Annotated in this window: 16 protein-coding genes and 1 pseudogene; 9 read left to right on the top strand and 8 right to left on the bottom strand. The window is 74.7% G+C overall.

Translation table 11 applies throughout. The annotated features are described in order from the left end of the window. Nucleotides 1-7: 7 nt before the first annotated feature. Complete coding sequence (locus AC5K6T_RS16860) at nucleotides 8-481, top strand: Hsp20/alpha crystallin family protein (protein WP_493209870.1); 474 nt, start codon at nucleotides 8-10, stop codon at nucleotides 479-481. Further along, nucleotides 481-984 (top strand): flavodoxin domain-containing protein, encoded by a 504-nt coding sequence (locus AC5K6T_RS16855; RefSeq protein ID WP_493209868.1) that lies wholly within the window; start codon nucleotides 481-483, stop codon nucleotides 982-984. Before AC5K6T_RS16860 ends, AC5K6T_RS16855 begins: the two co-directional genes overlap by 1 nt. A gap of 507 nt (nucleotides 985-1491) precedes the next feature. Here AC5K6T_RS16855 and AC5K6T_RS16850 read toward each other — a convergent pair. Both AC5K6T_RS16850 and AC5K6T_RS16845 read right to left on the bottom strand, forming a co-directional pair. Continuing rightward, the gene (locus AC5K6T_RS16850; RefSeq protein ID WP_493209867.1) at nucleotides 1492-2487 is read right to left on the bottom strand and encodes an Acg family FMN-binding oxidoreductase; all 996 of its coding nucleotides are present in this window, start codon (nucleotides 2485-2487) and stop codon (nucleotides 1492-1494) included. A gap of 281 nt (nucleotides 2488-2768) precedes the next feature. Beyond that, nucleotides 2769-3620, bottom strand: a complete 852-nt coding sequence (locus AC5K6T_RS16845; protein ID WP_493209865.1) for a hypothetical protein — start codon at nucleotides 3618-3620, stop codon at nucleotides 2769-2771. 221 nt (nucleotides 3621-3841) lie between these two features. Between AC5K6T_RS16845 and AC5K6T_RS16840 the strand changes: the two are divergent. Further along, nucleotides 3842-4537 (top strand): annotated as a pseudogene (locus tag AC5K6T_RS16840) (DUF2637 domain-containing protein); the annotation flags it as partial. 1555 nt (nucleotides 4538-6092) lie between these two features. Continuing rightward, nucleotides 6093-7682 carry an IS1182 family transposase gene (locus AC5K6T_RS16835; protein WP_493204997.1) on the top strand — a complete coding sequence of 530 codons (1590 nt, stop codon included), beginning with the start codon at nucleotides 6093-6095 and terminating at the stop codon, nucleotides 7680-7682. 170 nt (nucleotides 7683-7852) lie between these two features. Here the strand turns inward: AC5K6T_RS16835 and AC5K6T_RS16830 are convergent, their stop codons facing one another. From AC5K6T_RS16830 to AC5K6T_RS16820, 3 genes are all read right to left on the bottom strand, one after another. Continuing rightward, complete coding sequence (locus AC5K6T_RS16830) at nucleotides 7853-8758, bottom strand: poly-gamma-glutamate hydrolase family protein (RefSeq protein ID WP_493209863.1); 906 nt, start codon at nucleotides 8756-8758, stop codon at nucleotides 7853-7855. Between the two features lie 237 nt (nucleotides 8759-8995). Further along, entirely contained in the window at nucleotides 8996-10414 is a 1419-nt protein-coding gene (locus tag AC5K6T_RS16825) for a sensor histidine kinase (protein WP_493209862.1), read from the bottom strand. Continuing rightward, on the bottom strand, nucleotides 10411-11112 hold the full coding sequence (locus tag AC5K6T_RS16820; RefSeq protein WP_493209861.1) for a response regulator transcription factor: 702 nt from the start codon (nucleotides 11110-11112) through the stop codon (nucleotides 10411-10413). Before AC5K6T_RS16820 ends, AC5K6T_RS16825 begins: the two co-directional genes overlap by 4 nt. A gap of 188 nt (nucleotides 11113-11300) precedes the next feature. On the opposite strand from AC5K6T_RS16820, the gene AC5K6T_RS16815 reads away from it, so the two are divergent. The 3 genes from AC5K6T_RS16815 (at nucleotide 11301) to AC5K6T_RS16805 (ending at nucleotide 15185) form a co-directional block, all read left to right on the top strand. Further along, complete coding sequence (locus AC5K6T_RS16815) at nucleotides 11301-11867, top strand: hypothetical protein (RefSeq protein WP_493209860.1); 567 nt, start codon at nucleotides 11301-11303, stop codon at nucleotides 11865-11867. Nucleotides 11868-12156: 289 nt separating this feature from the next. Beyond that, nucleotides 12157-14472, top strand: coding sequence for an MMPL family transporter (locus AC5K6T_RS16810; RefSeq protein ID WP_493209858.1), 2316 nt, complete (start codon nucleotides 12157-12159; stop codon nucleotides 14470-14472). Further along, nucleotides 14469-15185, top strand: coding sequence for an LmeA family phospholipid-binding protein (locus AC5K6T_RS16805; protein ID WP_493209857.1), 717 nt, complete (start codon nucleotides 14469-14471; stop codon nucleotides 15183-15185). The genes AC5K6T_RS16810 and AC5K6T_RS16805 overlap by 4 nt, the downstream gene beginning before the upstream one ends. A gap of 158 nt (nucleotides 15186-15343) precedes the next feature. Here the strand turns inward: AC5K6T_RS16805 and AC5K6T_RS16800 are convergent, their stop codons facing one another. Further along, on the bottom strand, nucleotides 15344-15793 hold the full coding sequence (locus AC5K6T_RS16800) for a MarR family winged helix-turn-helix transcriptional regulator (RefSeq protein ID WP_493210810.1): 450 nt from the start codon (nucleotides 15791-15793) through the stop codon (nucleotides 15344-15346). A 112-nt stretch (nucleotides 15794-15905) separates the two neighbouring features. Here AC5K6T_RS16800 and AC5K6T_RS16795 point away from each other — a divergent pair, with 112 nt between their 5' ends. Both AC5K6T_RS16795 and AC5K6T_RS16790 read left to right on the top strand, forming a co-directional pair. After that, nucleotides 15906-16748: an alpha/beta fold hydrolase gene (locus AC5K6T_RS16795; RefSeq protein WP_493209855.1), complete on the top strand. Its 843-nt coding sequence runs from the start codon at nucleotides 15906-15908 to the stop codon at nucleotides 16746-16748. A gap of 101 nt (nucleotides 16749-16849) precedes the next feature. Continuing rightward, nucleotides 16850-17437 carry a maltokinase N-terminal cap-like domain-containing protein gene (locus AC5K6T_RS16790; RefSeq protein WP_493209854.1) on the top strand — a complete coding sequence of 196 codons (588 nt, stop codon included), beginning with the start codon at nucleotides 16850-16852 and terminating at the stop codon, nucleotides 17435-17437. A 261-nt stretch (nucleotides 17438-17698) separates the two neighbouring features. On the opposite strand, the gene AC5K6T_RS16785 is transcribed toward AC5K6T_RS16790, so the two are convergent. Beyond that, nucleotides 17699-18085, bottom strand: coding sequence for a hypothetical protein (locus AC5K6T_RS16785; protein ID WP_493209853.1), 387 nt, complete (start codon nucleotides 18083-18085; stop codon nucleotides 17699-17701). Next, a complete protein-coding gene (locus AC5K6T_RS16780) occupies nucleotides 18073-18354 on the bottom strand; it encodes a hypothetical protein (RefSeq protein WP_493209852.1) in 282 nt (93 codons plus the stop codon). The genes AC5K6T_RS16785 and AC5K6T_RS16780 overlap by 13 nt, the downstream gene beginning before the upstream one ends. Between the last annotated feature and the right edge of the window lie 274 nt (nucleotides 18355-18628).

The raw sequence follows: 18628 nt of genomic DNA, 5'->3' as shown, positions 1-18628 counted from the left end.
CAGGGTCATGGCAGGTCACCTGGAACACCGGCGGAGCGCCTTCCCGGACCTGACGGACTGGTTCCCCGACTTCCCGCGCTTCGGGGACCTCTCCCGGATCTCGGCGTGGAGGCCCGCCTCCGGACGTCATGTCATCCCGATCGAGGTGACGAGGGAAGACGGTGAGTACGTGCTGAAGGCGGAACTGCCCGGTATGGACCCCGAGAAGGACATCACGCTCACCGTCGACGGAGACACGCTCACCGTCGGCGCCGAACACGAGGAGAGCACCGGGACCAAGGACCACTCGGAGTTCCGCTACGGGTCCTTCACCCGCACGGTGCGGCTTCCGCAGCCGATCACGGCCGAGGACGTACGGGCCGAGTACACCGACGGCGTGCTCACCGTGCACGTTCCGATGCCGCAGCCGCCCGAGCCCGGTGCGCGGACCGTCCCGGTCACCCGGGCCGCGCGCAAGGGGGAAGGCGGGGAGGAGGAGTGATGACGGCCAAACGGGTTCTCGTCGCGTACGGCAGCCGGCACGGCGCGACCGCCGGCATCGCCGACGAGATCGGCAGGACGCTGCGCCAGGACGGCCTCGACACGGTCGTCCTGCCCGCCGACAGCGTCCGCGACGTCCGCGCCTACGACGCGGTCGTTCTCGGCGGCGCCCTGTACGCCGGTCACTGGAACGGCAAGGCGCGCCGATGCGCCCGGCGCAACGCCGAGCAGCTGCGGGAGCGGCCGGTGTGGCTGTTCAGCAGCGGGCCGGTGGACAGTTCCGCCGAGCAGAAGGACATTCCGCCGGTGCCGGCGGTCGCCCGGCAGATGCGGCGTCTGCACGCGCGGGAGCACGCGACCTTCGGCGGCAGCATCACCGCCGCGACTCCCGGCCCGGTCGCCCGCGTCATCGTCCGGCGGGGAAAGGGCGGCGACTTCCGCAACCCCGAACGCATCCAGAGATGGGCCCATCACATCGGCGCCGAGCTCACCTCGGCCCGCTGAGGCCGGAGCAGCTCCGGCGGGCCGGTCCGGGCTGACTCGGGCTGACTCGGGCTCGACGACGGGCCGGTGACGCGCACGTTTCCACGCCTCCTGCGGGTGCCCGCAGGAGGCGTGCGTCGTGCCTCGTCGCCCTCGGACGCGGTCCGCCCTGCACGTGGGCCGGCCTCCACCGCTCCCATGCCCTCCACCGCTCCCATGCACGGCCCACGCGCGCACGGCCCACGCATGTCCACGCGGTCGCACCCGCGCGGCCCCCGCGCGCCCTCGACGAGACGTGGATGGTGCGCCGCAGCGGCCGGGCCCGTACGCGGCCCCCGCGCGCCCCCGACGAGGCGAGACGGGGCCGCCGGGCGCGAGACCGGACGGGCCGGGCGCGCGGTGCGCCGACGTCCAGCGTTGCGCCGACGTCCAGCGTGCGGGCACGGGGCCCTGCGCCCGAGGGGGCTCGGCCGGGGCGCGGCGCCGGGCGAGTCAGGCGAGTAAGGCGAGTCAGGTGGGTCAGGTGGGTCAGGTGAGTTGCAGTACCTCTGCCACCGGCCGGCGGGGGGTGGGCTCGCCCGCGGGGCCGTAGCCCAGGCGGATGAGCATGTGCACGTAGCCCATGGCGGAGAGCGGGTCGCGGGCCGTCTCCCGCAGCTCGGGCCATTCCAGAGGCTGGGAGATCGGCGAGGTCGCGAGGCCGTCCAGGGTGGCCTGGAGCAGTACCCGCTGCAGGGCCTGGCCCGCCCGCAGCCAGTCCGCGGGCGTGTCGTCCTCGGTGCCCAGGATCGCGATCTGCGGCCGTTCCTCGAAGCGGGCGGCCGCCCGGTCCGGCTGCCGCCGGGAGACGTCGAAGTCCCGCACCGGGGCGGTCACCCCCTGCTGGCGGGGGCCGAGGGCGTAGGAGGGGATGCCGTCGGCGGGGACGTTCCCCTCGCCGTCGCCGAAACGCGTCCAGGCCGCGATCTCGGCGCGCAGGCCGGCGTCCAGCGCCTCGGCCAGCTCGGCGTCGTGCACCAGTCCGCGCAGGGTGTCGGTGTGCCAGGGGCCCGGGACGAGCAGCCGGGCGCCCTCCAGCAGCGCCGCGGACCGGAGGGCTTCCAGCACGGGCGCGGGGATGCGTTCCTCGGAGAACGGGTGACGGCTGGTGTGCCGCCGCCGCAGCGCGGGACGCAGGAGCGCGAGATCGTCCGACACTCCGGGGTCCTTGGCCCGGCGCAGGGTGACCTCCGCGAGGAACCACGGGTCCTCGGGGTCCGGCAGGGGGCGCACCGCGGCGCTCCAGCCCCGCCAGGCCGCGCCGACGCGCAGGTTGAACAGCGCGGCGGCCACCCCCAGGTGCAGGGCGCGGTGGCGGGGGTCGGCCCGTGGCATGGTCCGGGCGCGGTCGCCGTAGACCTCCACCGTGTCGCCGTCGACCCGGTGGAGGAAGCGCCACGGCTGGGCGTTGTGCATGGAGGGAGCGGTCACCGCGTCCTCGACCAGCGCGGTCACGAGGTCGGTGTCGGGGTGGTGGAGAGCCATGGGAAGCGTCCTGCCTGGGTGAGAGGACCGGGACCCGGGCGGTCCGGTCGCCGGATGCCGTCCGGGACGGGGCGGCGCCCGCCGCCGGGGCGAGAGGTCCGCGCCTGCTCACCCCTTGCTGCGGTCGGCGCTGCCCCGCTTGCCCCGGCGCGTCTGCGACTTGTTCCTGTGTCTGTGTCTGTGTCTGTCCAGGGTCCCCGTGCCCGGCGGCCGTGGACAGGGTCGAACGGGTCCCTGCCGAGGGCCGTTCGGCCGGCGGTCGGGCGTGTACACCGAGTGGTTCAGCCGGGGCCCGCCCGGGGCCGCTCGAACATCTGCAGCACGCCCCCCGCGGCGAAGCACAGGGCGCCGCCGAACGTGCCCCAGTTCGCGACCGGCGCATCCAGCACGTCCCCCGTGCCGGGGACGGTGAAGCCGGCCAGCGCGGCGATCATGAACATCACGGATCCGGCCTGGTCGACCGCCACGATCCACCAGCCCAGGTCGCGCACCCGGATCCCCGGACGGCCGTGGCACACCTCCTCCAGGGCCAGGTGGCCCGAGATCAGGAAGAGCACGCTTCCCATCACGTCCGGTACCCAGACCAGCCGGTCGGCCTGCTGCGGCGAGAGGCCCTGGAGGAAGGAGTCCAACAGGTTCAGACCGAACACCAGGGTCCCGGTGAACAGCACGAACGTACTGAGCCAGTCGATCTGCATCGGCTCGTAGCTCCACCAGCGCCACCGGTGGGTCGCCAGCAGGTCCCTGGCGCTGTCCAGCCGCGGCGCGTTGATCGTCTGCAGCAGTGAGACGTAGGCGCCCGCGGTGAAGAACAGGCCGCCGGTGAAGTACACGGAGGCGCTGGTGGTGGCGCCGTCGTCGCCGAGGTCGAGCGCCGCGCCGAGGGCGAACAGCGCGCCGCCGGCCGTGAAGGCCACCGCCGCCGTCGCGTTGAGGGAACGCAGCCGGCTCAGCGCCTCGGCGTCCGCGCTCCGCGCGACCTGTTCCGCGTCCTCGGCGGCTCTGACGGTGACCGTGCCGCGCTTGCGTGCCGGGCGCGACTCCCAGACGGCGACGCCGCCCTCGCCCGGCCGCCAGGCCACCCGTGTGACGAACGGCCCGAAGCCCGCGGTCCGCTGCTCACTGTGACCCACGCGGTCAGCGTAGGGCGTGGCGGTGCGTCCGAGGCGAACGGCACCACCGACACGTGCATGTGGCGTAGCGCCGGGAGCACCGGCGGTTGCGGTGCCGGGGCTGACGGGTGTGGTGCGGGGGCGGTGTGACAGGGTGGGGCGTCCGCCGCGCCGCCCGCAGGGTGTGGTGGGTGCGTCTGGTGGCTGCGGTGCAGCCCGGGTGCCGGGGGAGGGGAGCACGGGTGGCCGCGCCACTGCAGCTGACACGGATGCACCGCGTTCTCATCGGTGTGGTCGTCCTCGGTGCCGTGATCATCGCCGGCATCGGTTTCGCGGGGTCCTACGCGGCCGTGCGGGAACTGGCCGTGAAGAAGGGCTTCGGGGACTTCTCCTACGTCTTCCCGATCGGCATCGACGCGGGCATCTGCGTGCTGCTCGCGCTGGACCTGCTGCTGACCTGGATCCGCATCCCCTTCCCGCTGCTGCGGCAGACGGCGTGGCTGCTGACGGCCGCGACGATCGCCTTCAACGGCGCCGCCGCCTGGCCCGACCCGCTGGGCACCGGCATGCACGCGGTGATCCCGGTGCTGTTCGTGGTCGCCGTGGAGGCCGCCCGGCACGCGATCGGCCGGATCGCCGACATCACCGCCGACAAGCACATGGAGGGCGTGCGGCTGACCCGCTGGCTGCTCTCCCCGGTGCCGACCTTCCTGCTGTGGCGGCGCATGAAGCTGTGGGAGCTGCGCTCCTACGACCAGGTCATCAAGCTGGAACAGGAACGCCTGGTCTACCAGGCCCGGCTGCGCTCCCGCTTCGGCCGCGGCTGGCGCCGCAAGGCACCGGTGGAGTCCCTGATGCCGCTCAGGCTGGCCCGCTACGGCGTCCCGCTCGCCGAGACCGCCCCCGCCGGCCTCGCCGCCGCGGGCATCGACCCGGCCGGCGGGCGCCGTACCGACGCCGTCACCGAGCCGGAGCGGCGGGCCGAGTCCGCCCCGGCCGGCCTCGTCGGGACGCTGCCCGGCACCGCCGCCGCGGCCGACCGCGCCGGCACCGTCGTACGGCGTGCTCCGGGGCCGGCCGCCGGGCCGGAGCGGGCGCCGCGAACGACGGAGGAGGCGCCGCGACCGCTGGAGGAGGCGCCCGCCGGCGCGCCGCGCGTACCGGAGCCGAACGGCGAGGCCGTCGAACGCTTCGCCGACGCGTACACGGCGTTCCTGGAGCAGTTCCGCACCGAACCGACCGCAGCCCAGTGGGCGTTCTGGCTGCGCGACACGATGGGCCTGTCCACGGCGGCCGGGGCGCCGCTCGGGGAGGCACAGGTGCAGCCGGTGCTGCAGGCACTGAAGGCCCGCTACGCACCGGCGGCCGGGAGTCCCGCCGAGGAACCGGTCGCCGAGCCGCCGGGCGACGAGTGGTTCGACTACTTCCACAGCGCCTGGCGCAGCTACGCGGATCAGTTCGGCACGTACCCGGACGCCGACGACCTCGCCGCGTTCGTGCACGCCCGCGACGGTGTCACCGGTGAGAGCGGCGAGCCGGTCACCGGCGGCGAACTCGCCGACTACGTCACCCGCATCCGCCGCCGCGAGCAGGCCGGTGCCGAGGACGTCCCGGACGGCGAGCCCGGTCCCGAGCCCCAGCCCCAGCCCGAGTCCGCGTCCGGCCCCGAGTCCCGGAACCCGAACGAGGACGACGGGGTGCGGACCCGTCCGCAGCCGCACGCCCCCGGGCCGGCCGACCCGGCACAGCGACACCAGGACCCGCAGCGGCCGGGCGGTCCCGACGAGGCGGGCCCGGCCGACGGCGACGGCCGGTCGACGCCGAGCGTCCACGACCGCTACTACCTCGCCTGGGCGGCCTACCAGGACGAGCACGGCGCCGAGCCCACCGACGAGCAGCTGTCGGCGTACCTGGCCGAGCAGGGCGTCCTCGGACGGGGCGGAAGGCCGGTCGGCGCGAGCGGTCTGCGCCGCCACTTCCCGCGCTGGCGCCTGTACTCGGTCTGGTCCGAGGAACGGGCACGCACGGCGGCACCCTCTCCCGACGACGTGGCCCGCGCGTGCGAGGCCCGGGGCCTCACCGGCCGGTACAACCGGCCCGTCACCGCCGACCACGTCAGCCAGGAGGCCCCGGACTTCGAGCGCCGCTGGCAGGCGCTCACCCGGTCGGGCACACGGGCCCGGCCCTGAGCCGGGGCGGCGGCCTCCGAGGCTCCGGCACTAGGGCGTGTTTCGAGAGTCCCGCCTGCCTGGCGGCGTCTGGCACGCACGCTCGCCGCGTTGTCGGGCTCGCCCCGATACATCCAGTATCGGGGCGACCCTCCGCCTTGCGATCGCACGCACCAGACGCCGCCAGGCCTGCCCTTCGGGCAGACGACGCTATTTTCGAAACACGCCCTAGGTGACTGGTGTTAATCGTGTGAGCTCGCGTCGGTTCTTCAACGTGTGCCAGGCTGCTTGGTGTTGGTCGCTGGGTGTGGGGAGAGGTTGAGCGATGGCAGTGGGCCGGACCCCGATGCAGCCGGGGTTGCTCTCCTCCACGGCGGGTTTCTGCGAGGGTCGGCTGGCGCCGAACTCGATCTACGCGGTGCTGCACCGCGAGTGCCGGGCGTTGTTCCCCGATGAGATGTTCGCCGATCTGTTCGCCGAGGACGGCCGCAGGTCGGTGCCGCCGGTGATCGTGGCGGTCGTGATGGTCCTGCAGCGCCTGGAAGGCTTGTCCGACCGTGAAGCGGTCGAGCGGTTCGCATTCGATGTCCGCTGGAAGTACGCCGCCGGCGGGCTGGACTTCGATCATCCCGGGTTCGTGCACACCGTCTTGGTGGACATGCGCGCGCGGCTGGCCGCGTCCGCCCGCCCGGACCGGATCTTCGAGCGGACGGTGGACGTGGCCGCCCAGGCCGGGCTGGTGGGTCGTCGGCGGGTGCTGGACTCGGCTCCGGTCTATGACGCCGTGGCCACGCAGGACACCATCACGCTGATCCGCTCGGCCGTCCGCGGCCTGCTGCGGGCGGCCGATCACGGGCTGCGGGCCGAGCTGCGGGCGCAACTGACCAGCGGCGATGCCTACACCGACACGGCCAAGCCGGTCATCGACTGGACGGACGCCGGTGAGCGGGAGGCGCTGATCGATTCGCGGGCCCGGGACGGGTACGCGCTCTTGGCCGTGCTGGAGGGCCGGGTGCTGGAGCCGGAGGCGGACCAGGCCGCGCGCCTGCTGGCCACCGTGCTCGGCCAGGACCTGGACCAGGACGGTGACGGAGTGTTCCGGATTGCCCGGAAGGTGGCCACGGACCGGGTCATCTCCACGGTCGATCCCGAGGCCCGGCACGGGCACAAAACCGTCAACCGGTCCTTCGACGGCTACAAGGGGCACGTGGCCGAAGACCCCGACAGCGAGGTCATCACCGCAACCGCAGTCACTGCGGGCAACGCCGGCGACGCCGAGCCCGCCGCCGAGCTGCTGGCCGACGTCCTGAACGCGCCCGCCCCGAACGAAGGGGCCGCGGGTGAGCGGGCCGAGGTCTACGGCGACGCCGCCTACGGGACCGGACCGCTGCTGGCCGAGCTGGACGGGGCCGGCGTCGAGGTGATGGTCAAAGTGCAGGCCGCCAACGCGCCCGGCGGACGGTTCTCCAAGGACGCCTTCACCGTCGACCTGGGGGCGGGGCAGGTCACCTGCCCGAACCAGGTGACCGTCCCCATCCGCCCGAAGTCCGACGGCCGTGGGGCGGCCTGCTTCAAGGCCGCCTGCGCCGCCTGCCCGCTCGCGGCCCAGTGCACGACCGCCAGGGACGGACGCGTCATCACCATCGGCCCGCACGAGGAACACCTGGCACGCGGCCGGGCACGCAGCGCCGACCCGGCCTGGCTGGCTACCTACCGGGCCACCCGGCCCAAGGTCGAACGCAAGATCGCCCACCTCATGCGGCGGCGACACGGCGGACGCCGGGCCCGGGTGCGGGGGCGGGCCAAGGTCGCCGCCGACTTCTCCCTGCTGGCCGCCGCCGCCAACATCGCGCGGCTCGGCGTGCTCGGAATCATGTCCACAGCCGCTGGAAACTGGGCCATCGCCACCGGCTGACCGGCCAGCAAGGCCCAGGGCACACACGAACGACCGCACCCGGACGCACCAAACCCTCAACAGCCTCAAGACCAGGCCACGGGCCGCCCGGAGCACCGCCCCGGCGACACGCCCCTGACGCCCCAGTGACGACACCGCACGCCCAGGAAGCCCCGCTTAACACCAGCTACCTAGAGTGCGCTGAGGCCGCGCTCGTGACGGTCGACGGCCTCGCGGACGGCGCCGACGAAAGCGTTCCAGAAGTGGTCCGCGTCGGGGCTGTCGTTGCCGGGCACGCCCGCGGTCGACCTGCGCCCGGCCGCACCGGAGAAGTCGCCGAACATCGCCTTGCGCAACGCCGTCGACACCTCCAGCTGCGCGCCCGCTCCGCTGCGCGTGCGGTTGACGATGTTGGCCGGGTCGTCCCCGTTGACGGGGTCGGAGGAGCCCGCGAGGACCACGGTCACGTTCCGGTCGGCCCTGCTCGCGGGAGAGGTGAGACCGTACTGTGTGAACGCCGCCTGCAGCAGGCGGCGCAGTCGCTCGTCCCGGCCGCCGATGATGATCTTCTTCGTGGTGGTGTCGCTGAAGCCGTGCAGTGAGACGGCGTACAGGTTCCCGGCGCACACGGCGAGCGCCGCCGGGTCGTCGCAGTGGGTCGACGTGACGTGCTGCGCCGAGGAGTTGGCGAGCGCCTCGAACATCCAGTAGTCCCGCTGAGGCACGCCCGGCAGTGCCGCGTCGGCCGGGTCGGTGTCCGCCGCGAAGGGCGTGTAGCCCGCGATGGCCAGGCACAGCTCGCTGGTGCCCGCCTCGATGCCGCCGCCGTGCGGCGCCAGCACCGCCGTGCTCCGTACGGGGGCGGTGGTGCCGCGCGCGTTGTCCGACGGCTGCGCAGGCGCGCCGACACGGAAGCGGCGGGTCCAGTCGATGCCCTCCCGGTCCGCGGTACGGGTGTACAGGTCGGTGTTGGAGGTGTACTGGTCGGCGGCCGCGGCAGGAGTGGCACCGCTGCCCATCACTGCGTTGAGGGTGGGCAGTCCGGCCGCTGCGGCGGCGACGGAGGCGAGCAGGGTGCGTCTGCTGGTGTCGGTCATGAAGTGATCTTGCACGGCGGTCCGGAGGCCCTCTCCGGCGGGGTACCCGAGAGTACTGCCGTCCGGCCCGGTGAGGCAGAGGTGAGGAGGGACGCCGCAGTGACATCGTCGTCGCGGACGGCGGACGGCGGACGGCGGACGGCGGGCGGCGGCAATCGGCAGGCGGCGTGGCCCCCCGGCCTCCCGGCCCCCCCGGCCTCCCGGCCCCCCCGGCCGTCCGAACGCCGTCCGGCGCCGTCAGGGCGGCGCGCCGGGCCGGTCGGGCCGTGCTCCGGGAGCGGCCGGGTCCGGGTCCGGGTGGGGCGGCAGGCGGACGGTGAAGCAGGCGCCGCCCTCCGGGGCACGCCCGCGCGCGGTGATCGTGCCGCCGAGCAGTGTGGCCAGCCGGTGCGCGATGGCCAGGCCGAGCCCGCTGCCGACGGTGCGCACACCCCGGTAGCGGTCGCTGAGCGCGCCGCGTTCGAAGGCCACGGCCGCGTCGTCGTCGCTCAGGCCGGGCCCGCCGTCGCGGACCTGGAGCAGCGCCCCCGGACCGTCCGCGCACACGGCCAGGACGAGCGGCCGGCCGGCCGGCGTGACCCGCAGCGCGTTCTCGGCGAGCCCGTCGACGAGCTGCCGTACCCGGAACCCGTCGGTGACGACCGGCAGCGGACGGCCGGGGTGTTCGGCGCGTACGACGACGTCGTGCCGGACACCGCGCGCGGACCAGGCGACCGCCGCCTTGGCGACCAGAGAGTCCAGATCGACCTCGGCGAGGTCCAGGCGGAAGTCGTCGGCCTCCAGGCGGGCCAGCGCCAGCAGGTCCCCGACGAACCGGTCCAGCCGCTGGATCTCCGTGTCCAGGACGCGGCCCGCCTCCGGCACCTCGTCCCCGGTGATCACCTCGTCCGCCAGGGCCTCCGCGTATCCGCGGGCAATGGTCAACGGAGTGCGGATCTCGTGCGAGACGGACATCAGGAAGTCACGCTGGCGGTTCTCGCTGTGCGCCAGTGCCGTGTCCAGCGCGTTGAGCGCGGCGGCCAGTCCGGCCACCTCGGCGGGGCCCTCCGTGGGCACGCGCAGGCCGCGCTCGCCCTCCGACAGCCGGTGGGCGGTCGCGGCAGCCGAGGCCAGCGGCCGGGCCAGACGGCGGGCCAGCAGGGCGCCCGCCAGCGCCGACCCGCTCAGCCCCAGCACCAGGGGGACCACCAGCCCGCCCCGCATCCGCTCCGCGGCCTCGTCCACGGAACTCACCGGCTGCGCCAGCACCAGTCCGCCGCCGTTGCCCGTCGGCACCCCCTCGACCAGCACCGCGCGGCCGTCCAGGGTGCCGGTCGCGGACACCTCCGACCCCGACAGCAGTGCCCGTCGGGCCGACTCGTCCACGACCGCCGCGGCGGGCCCGTCCACTCCGCCCGAGGGCCGCACCAGAGCCAGTGCCGTACCGCTGGGACCGGCGATCCGCTCCTCCCGTTCCAGCAGCACCGACGCCAGCGGAGGGGTCCGGGCGAGCACCTCCGCCTGCCGGGCGAGCTGCCGCCGCTCCTGCGCCTCCGCGTTCCTGCGGATCATCGACCAGGCGAACAGCCCGGTCAGGACGACCGCCACGGCCGCCACGGCGGTGGTGAGCAGGACCAGGTTCCGGGCCAGGGAACCGGGCCGCCGCGCGCCGCTCACCTGCCGGGGCCGGTGACGCCGTAGCCGACCCCGCGGACGGTGCGGATCGGGCTCGCGTCGCCGAGCTTGGCGCGCAACTGGGACACGTACACGTCCATCACCCGGGTGTCGCGGTACCCCGCGTAGCCCCACACCTGCGCCAGCAACTGCTCGCGGGAGAACACCTGGCCCGGGTGGGCCATCAGATAGGAGAGCAGGTTGAACTCGGTCGTCGTGAGGTCCACCGGCCGGTCGTCCACGTGCAGGGTGCGCCGGCCGGTGTCCAGGGCGAGCCTTCCCAGCCTGCGCACCGGGTCGCGCTGCGGACCCTGGGCGCGTCGCAGCAGGCTCTTCACCCGGGCGACGAGTTCCTGCGGGGAGAACGGCTTGGTGAGGTAGTCGTCGGCGCCCAGCTCCAGCCCCAGGATCCGGTCGGTCACCTCGTCGCGCGCCGTCACGAACACCACGGGGGTCCAGTCGCCCTCCTCCCGCAGCCGGCGGCACACCTCGACGCCGTCCATGCCGGGCAGGGCGATGTCCAGCACGACGGCCACGGGACGCAGCCGGCGGACCGCCGCCAGCGCCTCGGCGCCGTCGCTCTCCACATGGACGCCGAAGCCCTCCCGGGCCAGATAGCGCCGCTGCAGCTCCGCGATGTGCCGCTCGTCCTCGACGACCAGGACCAGCCCCCTGGGGCCGGTGGTGCTGTTCTCCGGCATGTGCCTCTCTCCTCGTGCCCGGGACGCGGGGCCGTCCGAGGCACCGGCGGAATCCCCCCGATGCTAACCAGCCGCGGCACGACCGGGCCCACCCCGTCCCGATCCTTACACCGCCCGAACATTCGCCGAACGTTCCCCTCGTACGGCGCCGACAGGCTGAGCCCGACACCGAGCCACGGGAGGACCATGTGAACAGCACCCGCACCGCCGTATCCCGCTGTACCCGGGCCACCGGCCTGGCCGTCGTCGCCGCGGCCGCGGTGACCGCGCTGGTGTGGGCCCCGTCCGCGGGCTCCACGGGTGCCGCACCCGGCGCATCCGCACCCGGCGCGGCGGAGTCCGAGACGCTCGTGCTCACCGGCGCCGAGGCGGATCCGTTCGCCCTCACCGACTCCGGTCCGCGCCCGCTGCCCGGCCGACTGCCCGCCGAGCTGCGCGAGGACCTGCGAGAGCTGCGTGCCATGGAGCCCGAACAGCGCCGGGAGGCCGCCGAACGCATCCGGCGCGACGCGCTGTCCGGAGCCTACGGGCCACGCGTGCGGCAGCGGGCCGTCGAAGCCCGCCACCGGTTCCTGTCGCTGCCCGAGGAACTGCGCGAGGACCTGAAGGAACTGCGCGGCCTCGACGGCGACGCGCTGCGCGAGGCCCGCGACGCCATCCGGGACAAGGCCCTGGACGGCGGATACGGGCCCCGGGCGGAGCGCTGGGCCGAGCACCGGGCCGAGCACCGGGCGGAGCACCACCGGAGGGACTGAGCGGGGCGGCCGCGGCGCGGGATCGATCCCTGCCCGCAGCCCCTTTCGTTGCGCCGCAGCCCGCAGCCCGCAGCCCGCAGCCCGCAGCCCGCAGCCCGCGGTGTAGGCGACGGCTGGCCCTTGCGTCGGCGGCCGCGGCACATCGCCGTTGCGCCCGGGCTCGCGGCACGCGTCGGCGGTACTCCCGCCCGGCGCGGCCCGTACCCGGACCGTGCCGCATCGCCCCTGACCCCGACCCCGATCCCGACCCCGATCCCGACCCCCACCCGACCGACCAGGAAACGACCCCATGCCCGATTCCTCCCAGACCAGCGGGACGCCGTCCGCGTCCCCGTCCCCTGCGGCGGCCCCGTCCCCGTCCGTCGGCCGGCTGCACCGGCTCGGCCGCCACTGCGCCCGTCACCCCTGGCGGGTGCTGGGTGCCTGGCTGCTGGTCCTGCTGGCGGCCGTCGCCGCCGACCGCGCCTGGGGCGGGAGCTACGAGGACGACTTCGCGCTGCCCGGCACCTCGGTGCAGCAGGGCATCGACCTGCTGGACGAGCACGGCTCACGGCAGGTCCGCGGCACCCCCGCCCAGATCGTGCTGAACTCCGGCAGCGACGGGACGCTCGACGCACACCGGGACGCGGTCGACGCGTCCGTCGCCGCCCTCACCGCCCTGTCCGGGGTCGTCTCGGTGGCCGACCCGCTGACCACGCCCGGCGCGGTCTCCGCCGACGGCACCACCGGCATCGTCACCGTCCGTTTCGAGGAGAACCCGGCCCGGTTCGACAGCGCCTCCCTCGACCGGGTCGACGGAGCCGTGGCCGGTCTGCGTGCCGACGGCGTCCAGGTGGAGTACGGGGGTCCGCTCGGGCAGGCGGCGCGCCCGAAGGCCGGGCACCTGCTGTCGGAGGGGATCGGCATCGGCACCGCCGTCGTCGTCCTGCTGGCCGGATTCGGCAGTCTGGTGGCCGCCGGGCTCCCCCTGCTGACGGCGGTGATCGCCCTCGTCACCGGCCTCGCCCTGCTCGGTCTGCTGTCCGGCGCGGTCGCCTTCGGCACGGCCGCGCCCACGCTGGCCACCATGATGGGTCTGGGCGTGGGCATCGACTACGCCCTCTTCCTGATCACCCGGCACCGACGGCTGCTGCGCGACCTCGACGACCCGGCCGAGGCCGCCGGACGGGCCGTGTCCACCAGCGGCCGGGCGGTGCTCGTCGCGGCCGCGACCGTGGCCCTCGCCCTGGCCGGCCTCTACGCCTCGGGCGTCGCCTTCATCGGAACCCTCGGCCTCGCCGCGGGAGTGACCGTCGTCGTGGCCGCCGTCGCCGCGCTCACCGTCGCCCCGGCGCTGCTCGGGGTCGCGGGCCGCCGGATCGACCGCTGGCGGGTCAGGCCGCCGTCCGACGAACCGGACGGCGCCACCGGGGCCACCGACACCTGGCACCGCTGGGCCGCGTCCGTCGGCCGGCGCCCGTGGACGTTCCTCGCGGTCGGCGTCCTGGTCCTGGGCGTGCTCGCGCTGCCCGCCGCCTCGATGCGCCTGGGCCACGTCGACGCCGGTGCCGGACCGGCCGACCACACCGACCGGCGCGCCTACGATCTGCTCTCCGAGAACTTCGGGCCCGGCACGAACGGTCAGTTCACCGTCGTCACGGAGCTGGATGGGGCACACACCGCCGCCCCCGCCGAGATCCAGGACCTCTCGGCGTCCCTGCACGCCGCCCTGACCGCGACCCCCGGCGTCGCCGCGGCATCCGTGCCGGTCGCCACCGAGGACGGGGCCCTGCTGACGGCAACCGTCACGCCCGAGACCGGACCCCAGGACGAGGCGACCGCCGCGCTGCTGCACCGGCTGACGGACGAGACGCTGCCCGACGCCCTCGCCGGCTCCGGAGCGGAAGGCCATGTGACCGGCGTCACCGCCACCCAGCTCACCTTCCGCGACGTGATCGCGGACCGGCTGCCCGTCATCGTCGCGGTGGTCGTCGGCGCGGCCTTCCTGCTGCTGCTCACCGTCTTCCGCAGTCCGCTCGTCGCCCTGAAGGCCGCCCTGCTGAACCTGCTGTCCATCGCCGCGTCCTACGGCGTCGTGGTCGCCGTGTTCCAGTGGGGTTGGGGCGGGTCGCTGCTGGGCGTGTCCGAACCCGTGCCCGTCGAGTCGTACGTACCGATGATGATGTTCGCGATCGTGTTCGGCCTCTCCATGGACTACGAGGTCTTCCTCCTCTCCCGCGTCCGCGAGTCCTGGCTGCACACCGGCGACGACCACGCCAGCGTCGCCACCGGACTGGCCGGCACCGCGCGCGTCATCACCTGCGCCGCGCTCATCATGACCAGCGTGTTCCTCGCGTTCCTGCTCTCCACCGACGTGGTCGTGAAGATGCTGGCGCTGGGGCTGGGCATCAGTGTCGTCATCGACGCCACCGTGGTCCGGCTGGTGCTGGTGCCCGCCACGATGTACCTCCTGGGCCGCGCCAACTGGTGGCTGCCGCGGTGGCTGGACCGGCTCCTGCCGCACCTCGACCCCGAGGGCGCACAGGGGGCCGGGGCGGCGGTGCGGGCCGTCGCCGCTCCCCGGGTGCCGGCGGCCGGGCCGGCGCCCTCCCGGGACCGCGCATGATCCGCCTGCTGCCGCGGCGCCACCGCGCCGCCTCCACCACCGTCGTGCTGCTCGTCCTGCTGCTGCTCGCGGCGGCGGTCGCCGAGTTCGCGGCCCAGGGCCTGCTGCGCAGCCGTCTCAGCGCCGCGGTGGGCCGGATGCTGGACGGGGACAGCGATGTCCGGGTCGAGGGGGGTCCCGCGCTGCTCGACCTCTACGACCGGCACCTCGACGCCGTCACGGTCACCAGCGACGGCGCGACCCTCGGCCGGCTCCCCGACGTGGCGGTCCGGGCCCGCCTCGACGACATCAGGCTGACCGGCGGCACCTCCGCCACCGTGGCCCGAACCGAGGTCGAGGTGGCCGTGCCCGCCCGCTCCCTGGCGGGCCTGGCCGCGGGCGAAGGCGGCTCGCTCCCGGTCTCCGGCGTCACCCTGGACGCCGCCGCCGACACCGTCACTCTCACCCTGGGAGCGCGGGGACTCGGCCACGCCACGCTCCGGCCCACCGTCCAGGACGGGCGCCTGACATGGCGGCTGGAGCAGGCCGAGTTCCTCGGCAGCCCCGCGCCCGCCCGGGTCGTCGACCGGATCCGCAGCGAGCTGGCCGGCCGCTCGGGCCCCGCCTACCCCCTGGGGCTCCGGGCCACCGGCGTCGATGTCACCTCCACCGCCCTCGACGTCACCCTGACCGGCGGCCGTACCCGGCTGCCGGCCCGTCAGGACACCGGCTGAGACGCCACCGGGACGACGCCGGGCGGTCCGCTGCCCCCCCCCGCACCCGGCCGCCCGGTCTCGCGGCGCCGGGCACGCACGCGGGTCGTCCGGCCGGCGGGGCACGAAGCCCTGGCCGGCAGGGGGTGCAGCTCCGCCGGATCCCCGGCGAACGGGGCTCAGCGGGCGCCGGGTTCCGGTGCGCGGCGGTCGGGGTCCACGTCGTCGAAGAGGGCGAGCATCCGGCTCAGGACGCGGACGCAGGCGTCGACGTCGGCCACCGTGAGGTCGTCCGCCGCCTCCAGCAGCAGGGCGTGCTCCCGGGCGACGACCGATGTGATGGCCGCGCGGCCGGTGCCGGTCAGGCGGATGAGGGAGGAGCGCGCGTGGGCGGGATTGGGCACCGCCTCCACCAGTCCGCCGTCGATCGCGTCGTTGACCATGCGCTGGACGAACTGACGGCTGATGGACTGGGCCCGGCCCATCTGGGGGACCGTCATCGGGCCGTGCTCGCGGAGCAGGTCGAGCACCGCGCGCACACCGACGGACAGGCCCTGACCGGCGGTGTCGTACTCGATCTTCCGTTGGACCCGCCGGTAGAGCGGGCCGACCAGCGCGAAGACCTCCATCAGCCGCGGTCCGGCCTCGTCGGGCGGCAGCGGGCGCGTCGCATCGTTCACCTCTCGATGATAAATGACAATCTAGTTGTCATGTGAGGACTGATGTGACAACCTGGTTGTCATGAATGATGCTTCCGGCCTTCACTGGTTCGCCTCTGCGGACGGCGAGCTGGCCTACCGCGACACCGGCGGCACCGGCACCCCGGTCGTCCTCCTCCACGCCGGGTTCGTCGACCACACCATGTGGGACGAGCAGATACCGGCGCTCGCCGAGAGGTTCCGGGTCGTCGCCCCCGACGCGCGCGGCCACGGACACTCCGCCAACGCACACCGGCCCTTCCGCCAGGCCGACGACCTCGCGGCGCTCCTCCGCCACCTGGACGCGGGCCCGGCCGTCCTCGTCGGCGTCTCCATGGGTGCGGGGATCGCCGTCGGCACCGCGCTGGAGCACCCGGGCCTGGTCCGCGCCCTGGTCATCTCCGGCGGCGGCGCGGACGAGCGGGAGTTCACCGAGCCCTGGGCCAGGCGGGCGCAGGCCGCGCAGACGCAGGCGCTGCTGACCGGGGACATCGACACCTGGCAGGACCTCAGCGACGACTGGGTGCACGGCCCCCTGCGCCCCAGGCAAGCCGTCCGGCCGGAGGTCTACGCCCGGCTGCGCGAGATGCGCCGGCGGACCGTCGGCAAGCACACCCTCGGCGAGCCCGACCATCATGTCCCGGTCCGTGACCTCGAGGCCCGGGCCGGCCGGCTCGCGGTCCCCGTCCTCGCCCTCAACGGCGCCCAGGACATCCCCGAGCTGCAGCAGAGGGCCGACAGCATCGCCCGCGCCGCACCGCAGGGCCGCACCGCCCGGATCGACGGCGCGGCACACTTCCCGAACCTCGACCGCCCGCAGGAGTACACCCGCATCGTCGCCGACTTCGTCCAGGGCCTTGAGGCCGAGCGGGCCGTCCGCCTCTGACGCTCCCGGGCCGGCCGCCCGTCCCGCCCCGCTCCGGCCGGGAGGCACACCGGTCGGGTAGGTTGATCGCGTCGCGCACCTGCGTACGAGGGGGAACACACATGGCCGTCATCCACCGCACCACCATGACGCCCGGGAAGCTGGAACTGCTCGCCGAGTGGCTGCCGAAGCAGAGCTGGTACGCGCAGAGCGGGCCGACGGCGGACCTCGTCAACGCGGGCGGCTTCCGTCTGGACGACCCGGAGGGTGAGGTCGGTGTCGAGATCATGGTCGTGGTGGACGCCGGCGGGCCGCGGCCGGCCGCCTACCTGGTGCCGATGGGTTACCGCGGCGCGCCCCTGGAGGGCGTCCCCGGGGAGGCGCTGATCGGTACCTCCGAGCACGGCGTGCTGGGCACCCGCTGGATCTACGACGGTGCCCACGACCCGGTGGTGACGGCCCGGCTGAACGCGCTCCTGCGGGGTGAGGCCGCACCCCAGCACCAGAGCCGCACCGACACCACGGACCCGACCGTCACCGTGCACGGGACCGCCCCCGCGGTCGGGGGAGCCGCCGCGGGCGCCCGACTGCACCGCGTGCTGCGCCCGGGGGAGCCCGCCGCCCAGGCGCCGGTGAGCCTGGTCGCCGGATGGACGTGGCCCGACGGGACCGCCGCACGCGGTGTGTTCGCCACCCTGACGCACGACTGAGACGGCCGCCGGAGCCGCCCCCGGCCCGCGGGCCGGGGGCGTTGCCGCGCGCCGGGGGCGCGGACCGCGTCCATCCGGTCGCCTCTAGGGCGTGTTTCGAAAGTAGCGTCGTCTGCCCGAAGGGCAGGTCTGGCGGCGTCTGGTGCGTGCGATCGCAAGGCGGAGGGTCGCCCCGATACTGGATGTATCGGGGCGAGCCCGACAACGCGGCGAGCGTGCGTGCCAGACGCCGCCAGGCAGGCGGGACTCTCGAAACACGCCCTAGGGTGCCGTGCACCCCGGGTCGTCGACGATCACGGCGTTCGCCGGGACGGTGACGGTCTCGTCGCCGTGCGTGGTGCCGAAGAACCGGGTCGTGGCGTAGGCCCGTTTGCCGTCGGCCACGCACTTGGTGGCCAGGTTCCCGAACCCGTCGGGGAAGTTGTACACCTCGGCCGCGCTGTCCTCGCCCGCCCGGGACTTCACCGGGGAGTCGGCCTTGCCGCGCTCGTCGTAGTACTCCTGGGAGCAGCCGGTGAGGAGCACGGCGCACACCAGGGCGCCCGCCGCGAACCCCGTCCGGGTGGTCCGCCGCATCCGCGGGCGCGCCGGGGTGCGCTCAGCGCGCCGGACCGCCCGCGTCCGTGTCCGCCCGCTCAGCTCGCGCACGCCTCGTCCTCCACGATCTGCACGTTCGAAGGGCCGGTCGCGTTGGTCGTGACGTATGCGCGGAAGCCGTGCCCCACGCACTTGGTGGCGAGATTGCCGAACCCGTCGGGCATGTTGAACACCTCGGCCGCGCTGTCCTCGCCGTGGCCTCCCTTCACCGGGGCGTCGCCCTTGCCCCGCTTGTCCTGGTACTCCTGCGAGCAGCCGGCGAGCAACACCCCGACGGCCAGCACGCCGACGATCCGGACCCCCATGGGTATGCGCTTCATCGGTAAACCCCCCTGTGGCAGCGGTACGGCCGGGTACGGCCGATCATGCTGGTGTAGACAGCGCGGCGGCCTCCCCCGGTTCCCGGTCCGCTCCAGGACCGCGCCCGTCCCGGACCTCTCCCGGTGCGGCCGCGCCCTCCCCGGGGGGCGGGTCCCCTGGATGAGCGGCCGGACCCTGGGTACCCGGTGCCCGTGCCCGCAGGGAGAGCCGTGCCGAGGACGAGTCCGAGCCGGACAGGGGCCGAGGCGGTCAGGGACGCGCGCGGCGTCATGA

It is taken from the genome of Streptomyces sp. B8-7, assembly GCF_058833805.1.
This window is presented reverse-complemented; position numbering and strand designations above follow the sequence as displayed.

Coding starts and splice junctions, on each gene's coding strand:
- AC5K6T_RS16860 (WP_493209870.1), top strand. CDS start 8: ATGGCAGGTCACCTGGAACACCGGCGGAGCGCCTTCCCGGACCTGACG.
- AC5K6T_RS16855 (WP_493209868.1), top strand. CDS start 481: ATGACGGCCAAACGGGTTCTCGTCGCGTACGGCAGCCGGCACGGCGCG.
- AC5K6T_RS16850 (WP_493209867.1), bottom strand. CDS start 2,487: ATGGCTCTCCACCACCCCGACACCGACCTCGTGACCGCGCTGGTCGAG.
- AC5K6T_RS16835 (WP_493204997.1), top strand. CDS start 6,093: ATGGCAGTGGGCCGGACCCCGATGCAGCCGGGGTTGCTCTCCTCCACG.
- AC5K6T_RS16830 (WP_493209863.1), bottom strand. CDS start 8,758: ATGACCGACACCAGCAGACGCACCCTGCTCGCCTCCGTCGCCGCCGCA.
- AC5K6T_RS16820 (WP_493209861.1), bottom strand. CDS start 11,112: ATGCCGGAGAACAGCACCACCGGCCCCAGGGGGCTGGTCCTGGTCGTC.
- AC5K6T_RS16810 (WP_493209858.1), top strand. CDS start 12,157: ATGCCCGATTCCTCCCAGACCAGCGGGACGCCGTCCGCGTCCCCGTCC.
- AC5K6T_RS16805 (WP_493209857.1), top strand. CDS start 14,469: ATGATCCGCCTGCTGCCGCGGCGCCACCGCGCCGCCTCCACCACCGTC.
- AC5K6T_RS16800 (WP_493210810.1), bottom strand. CDS start 15,793: ATGGAGGTCTTCGCGCTGGTCGGCCCGCTCTACCGGCGGGTCCAACGG.
- AC5K6T_RS16795 (WP_493209855.1), top strand. CDS start 15,906: ATGAATGATGCTTCCGGCCTTCACTGGTTCGCCTCTGCGGACGGCGAG.
- AC5K6T_RS16790 (WP_493209854.1), top strand. CDS start 16,850: ATGGCCGTCATCCACCGCACCACCATGACGCCCGGGAAGCTGGAACTG.
- AC5K6T_RS16780 (WP_493209852.1), bottom strand. CDS start 18,354: ATGAAGCGCATACCCATGGGGGTCCGGATCGTCGGCGTGCTGGCCGTC.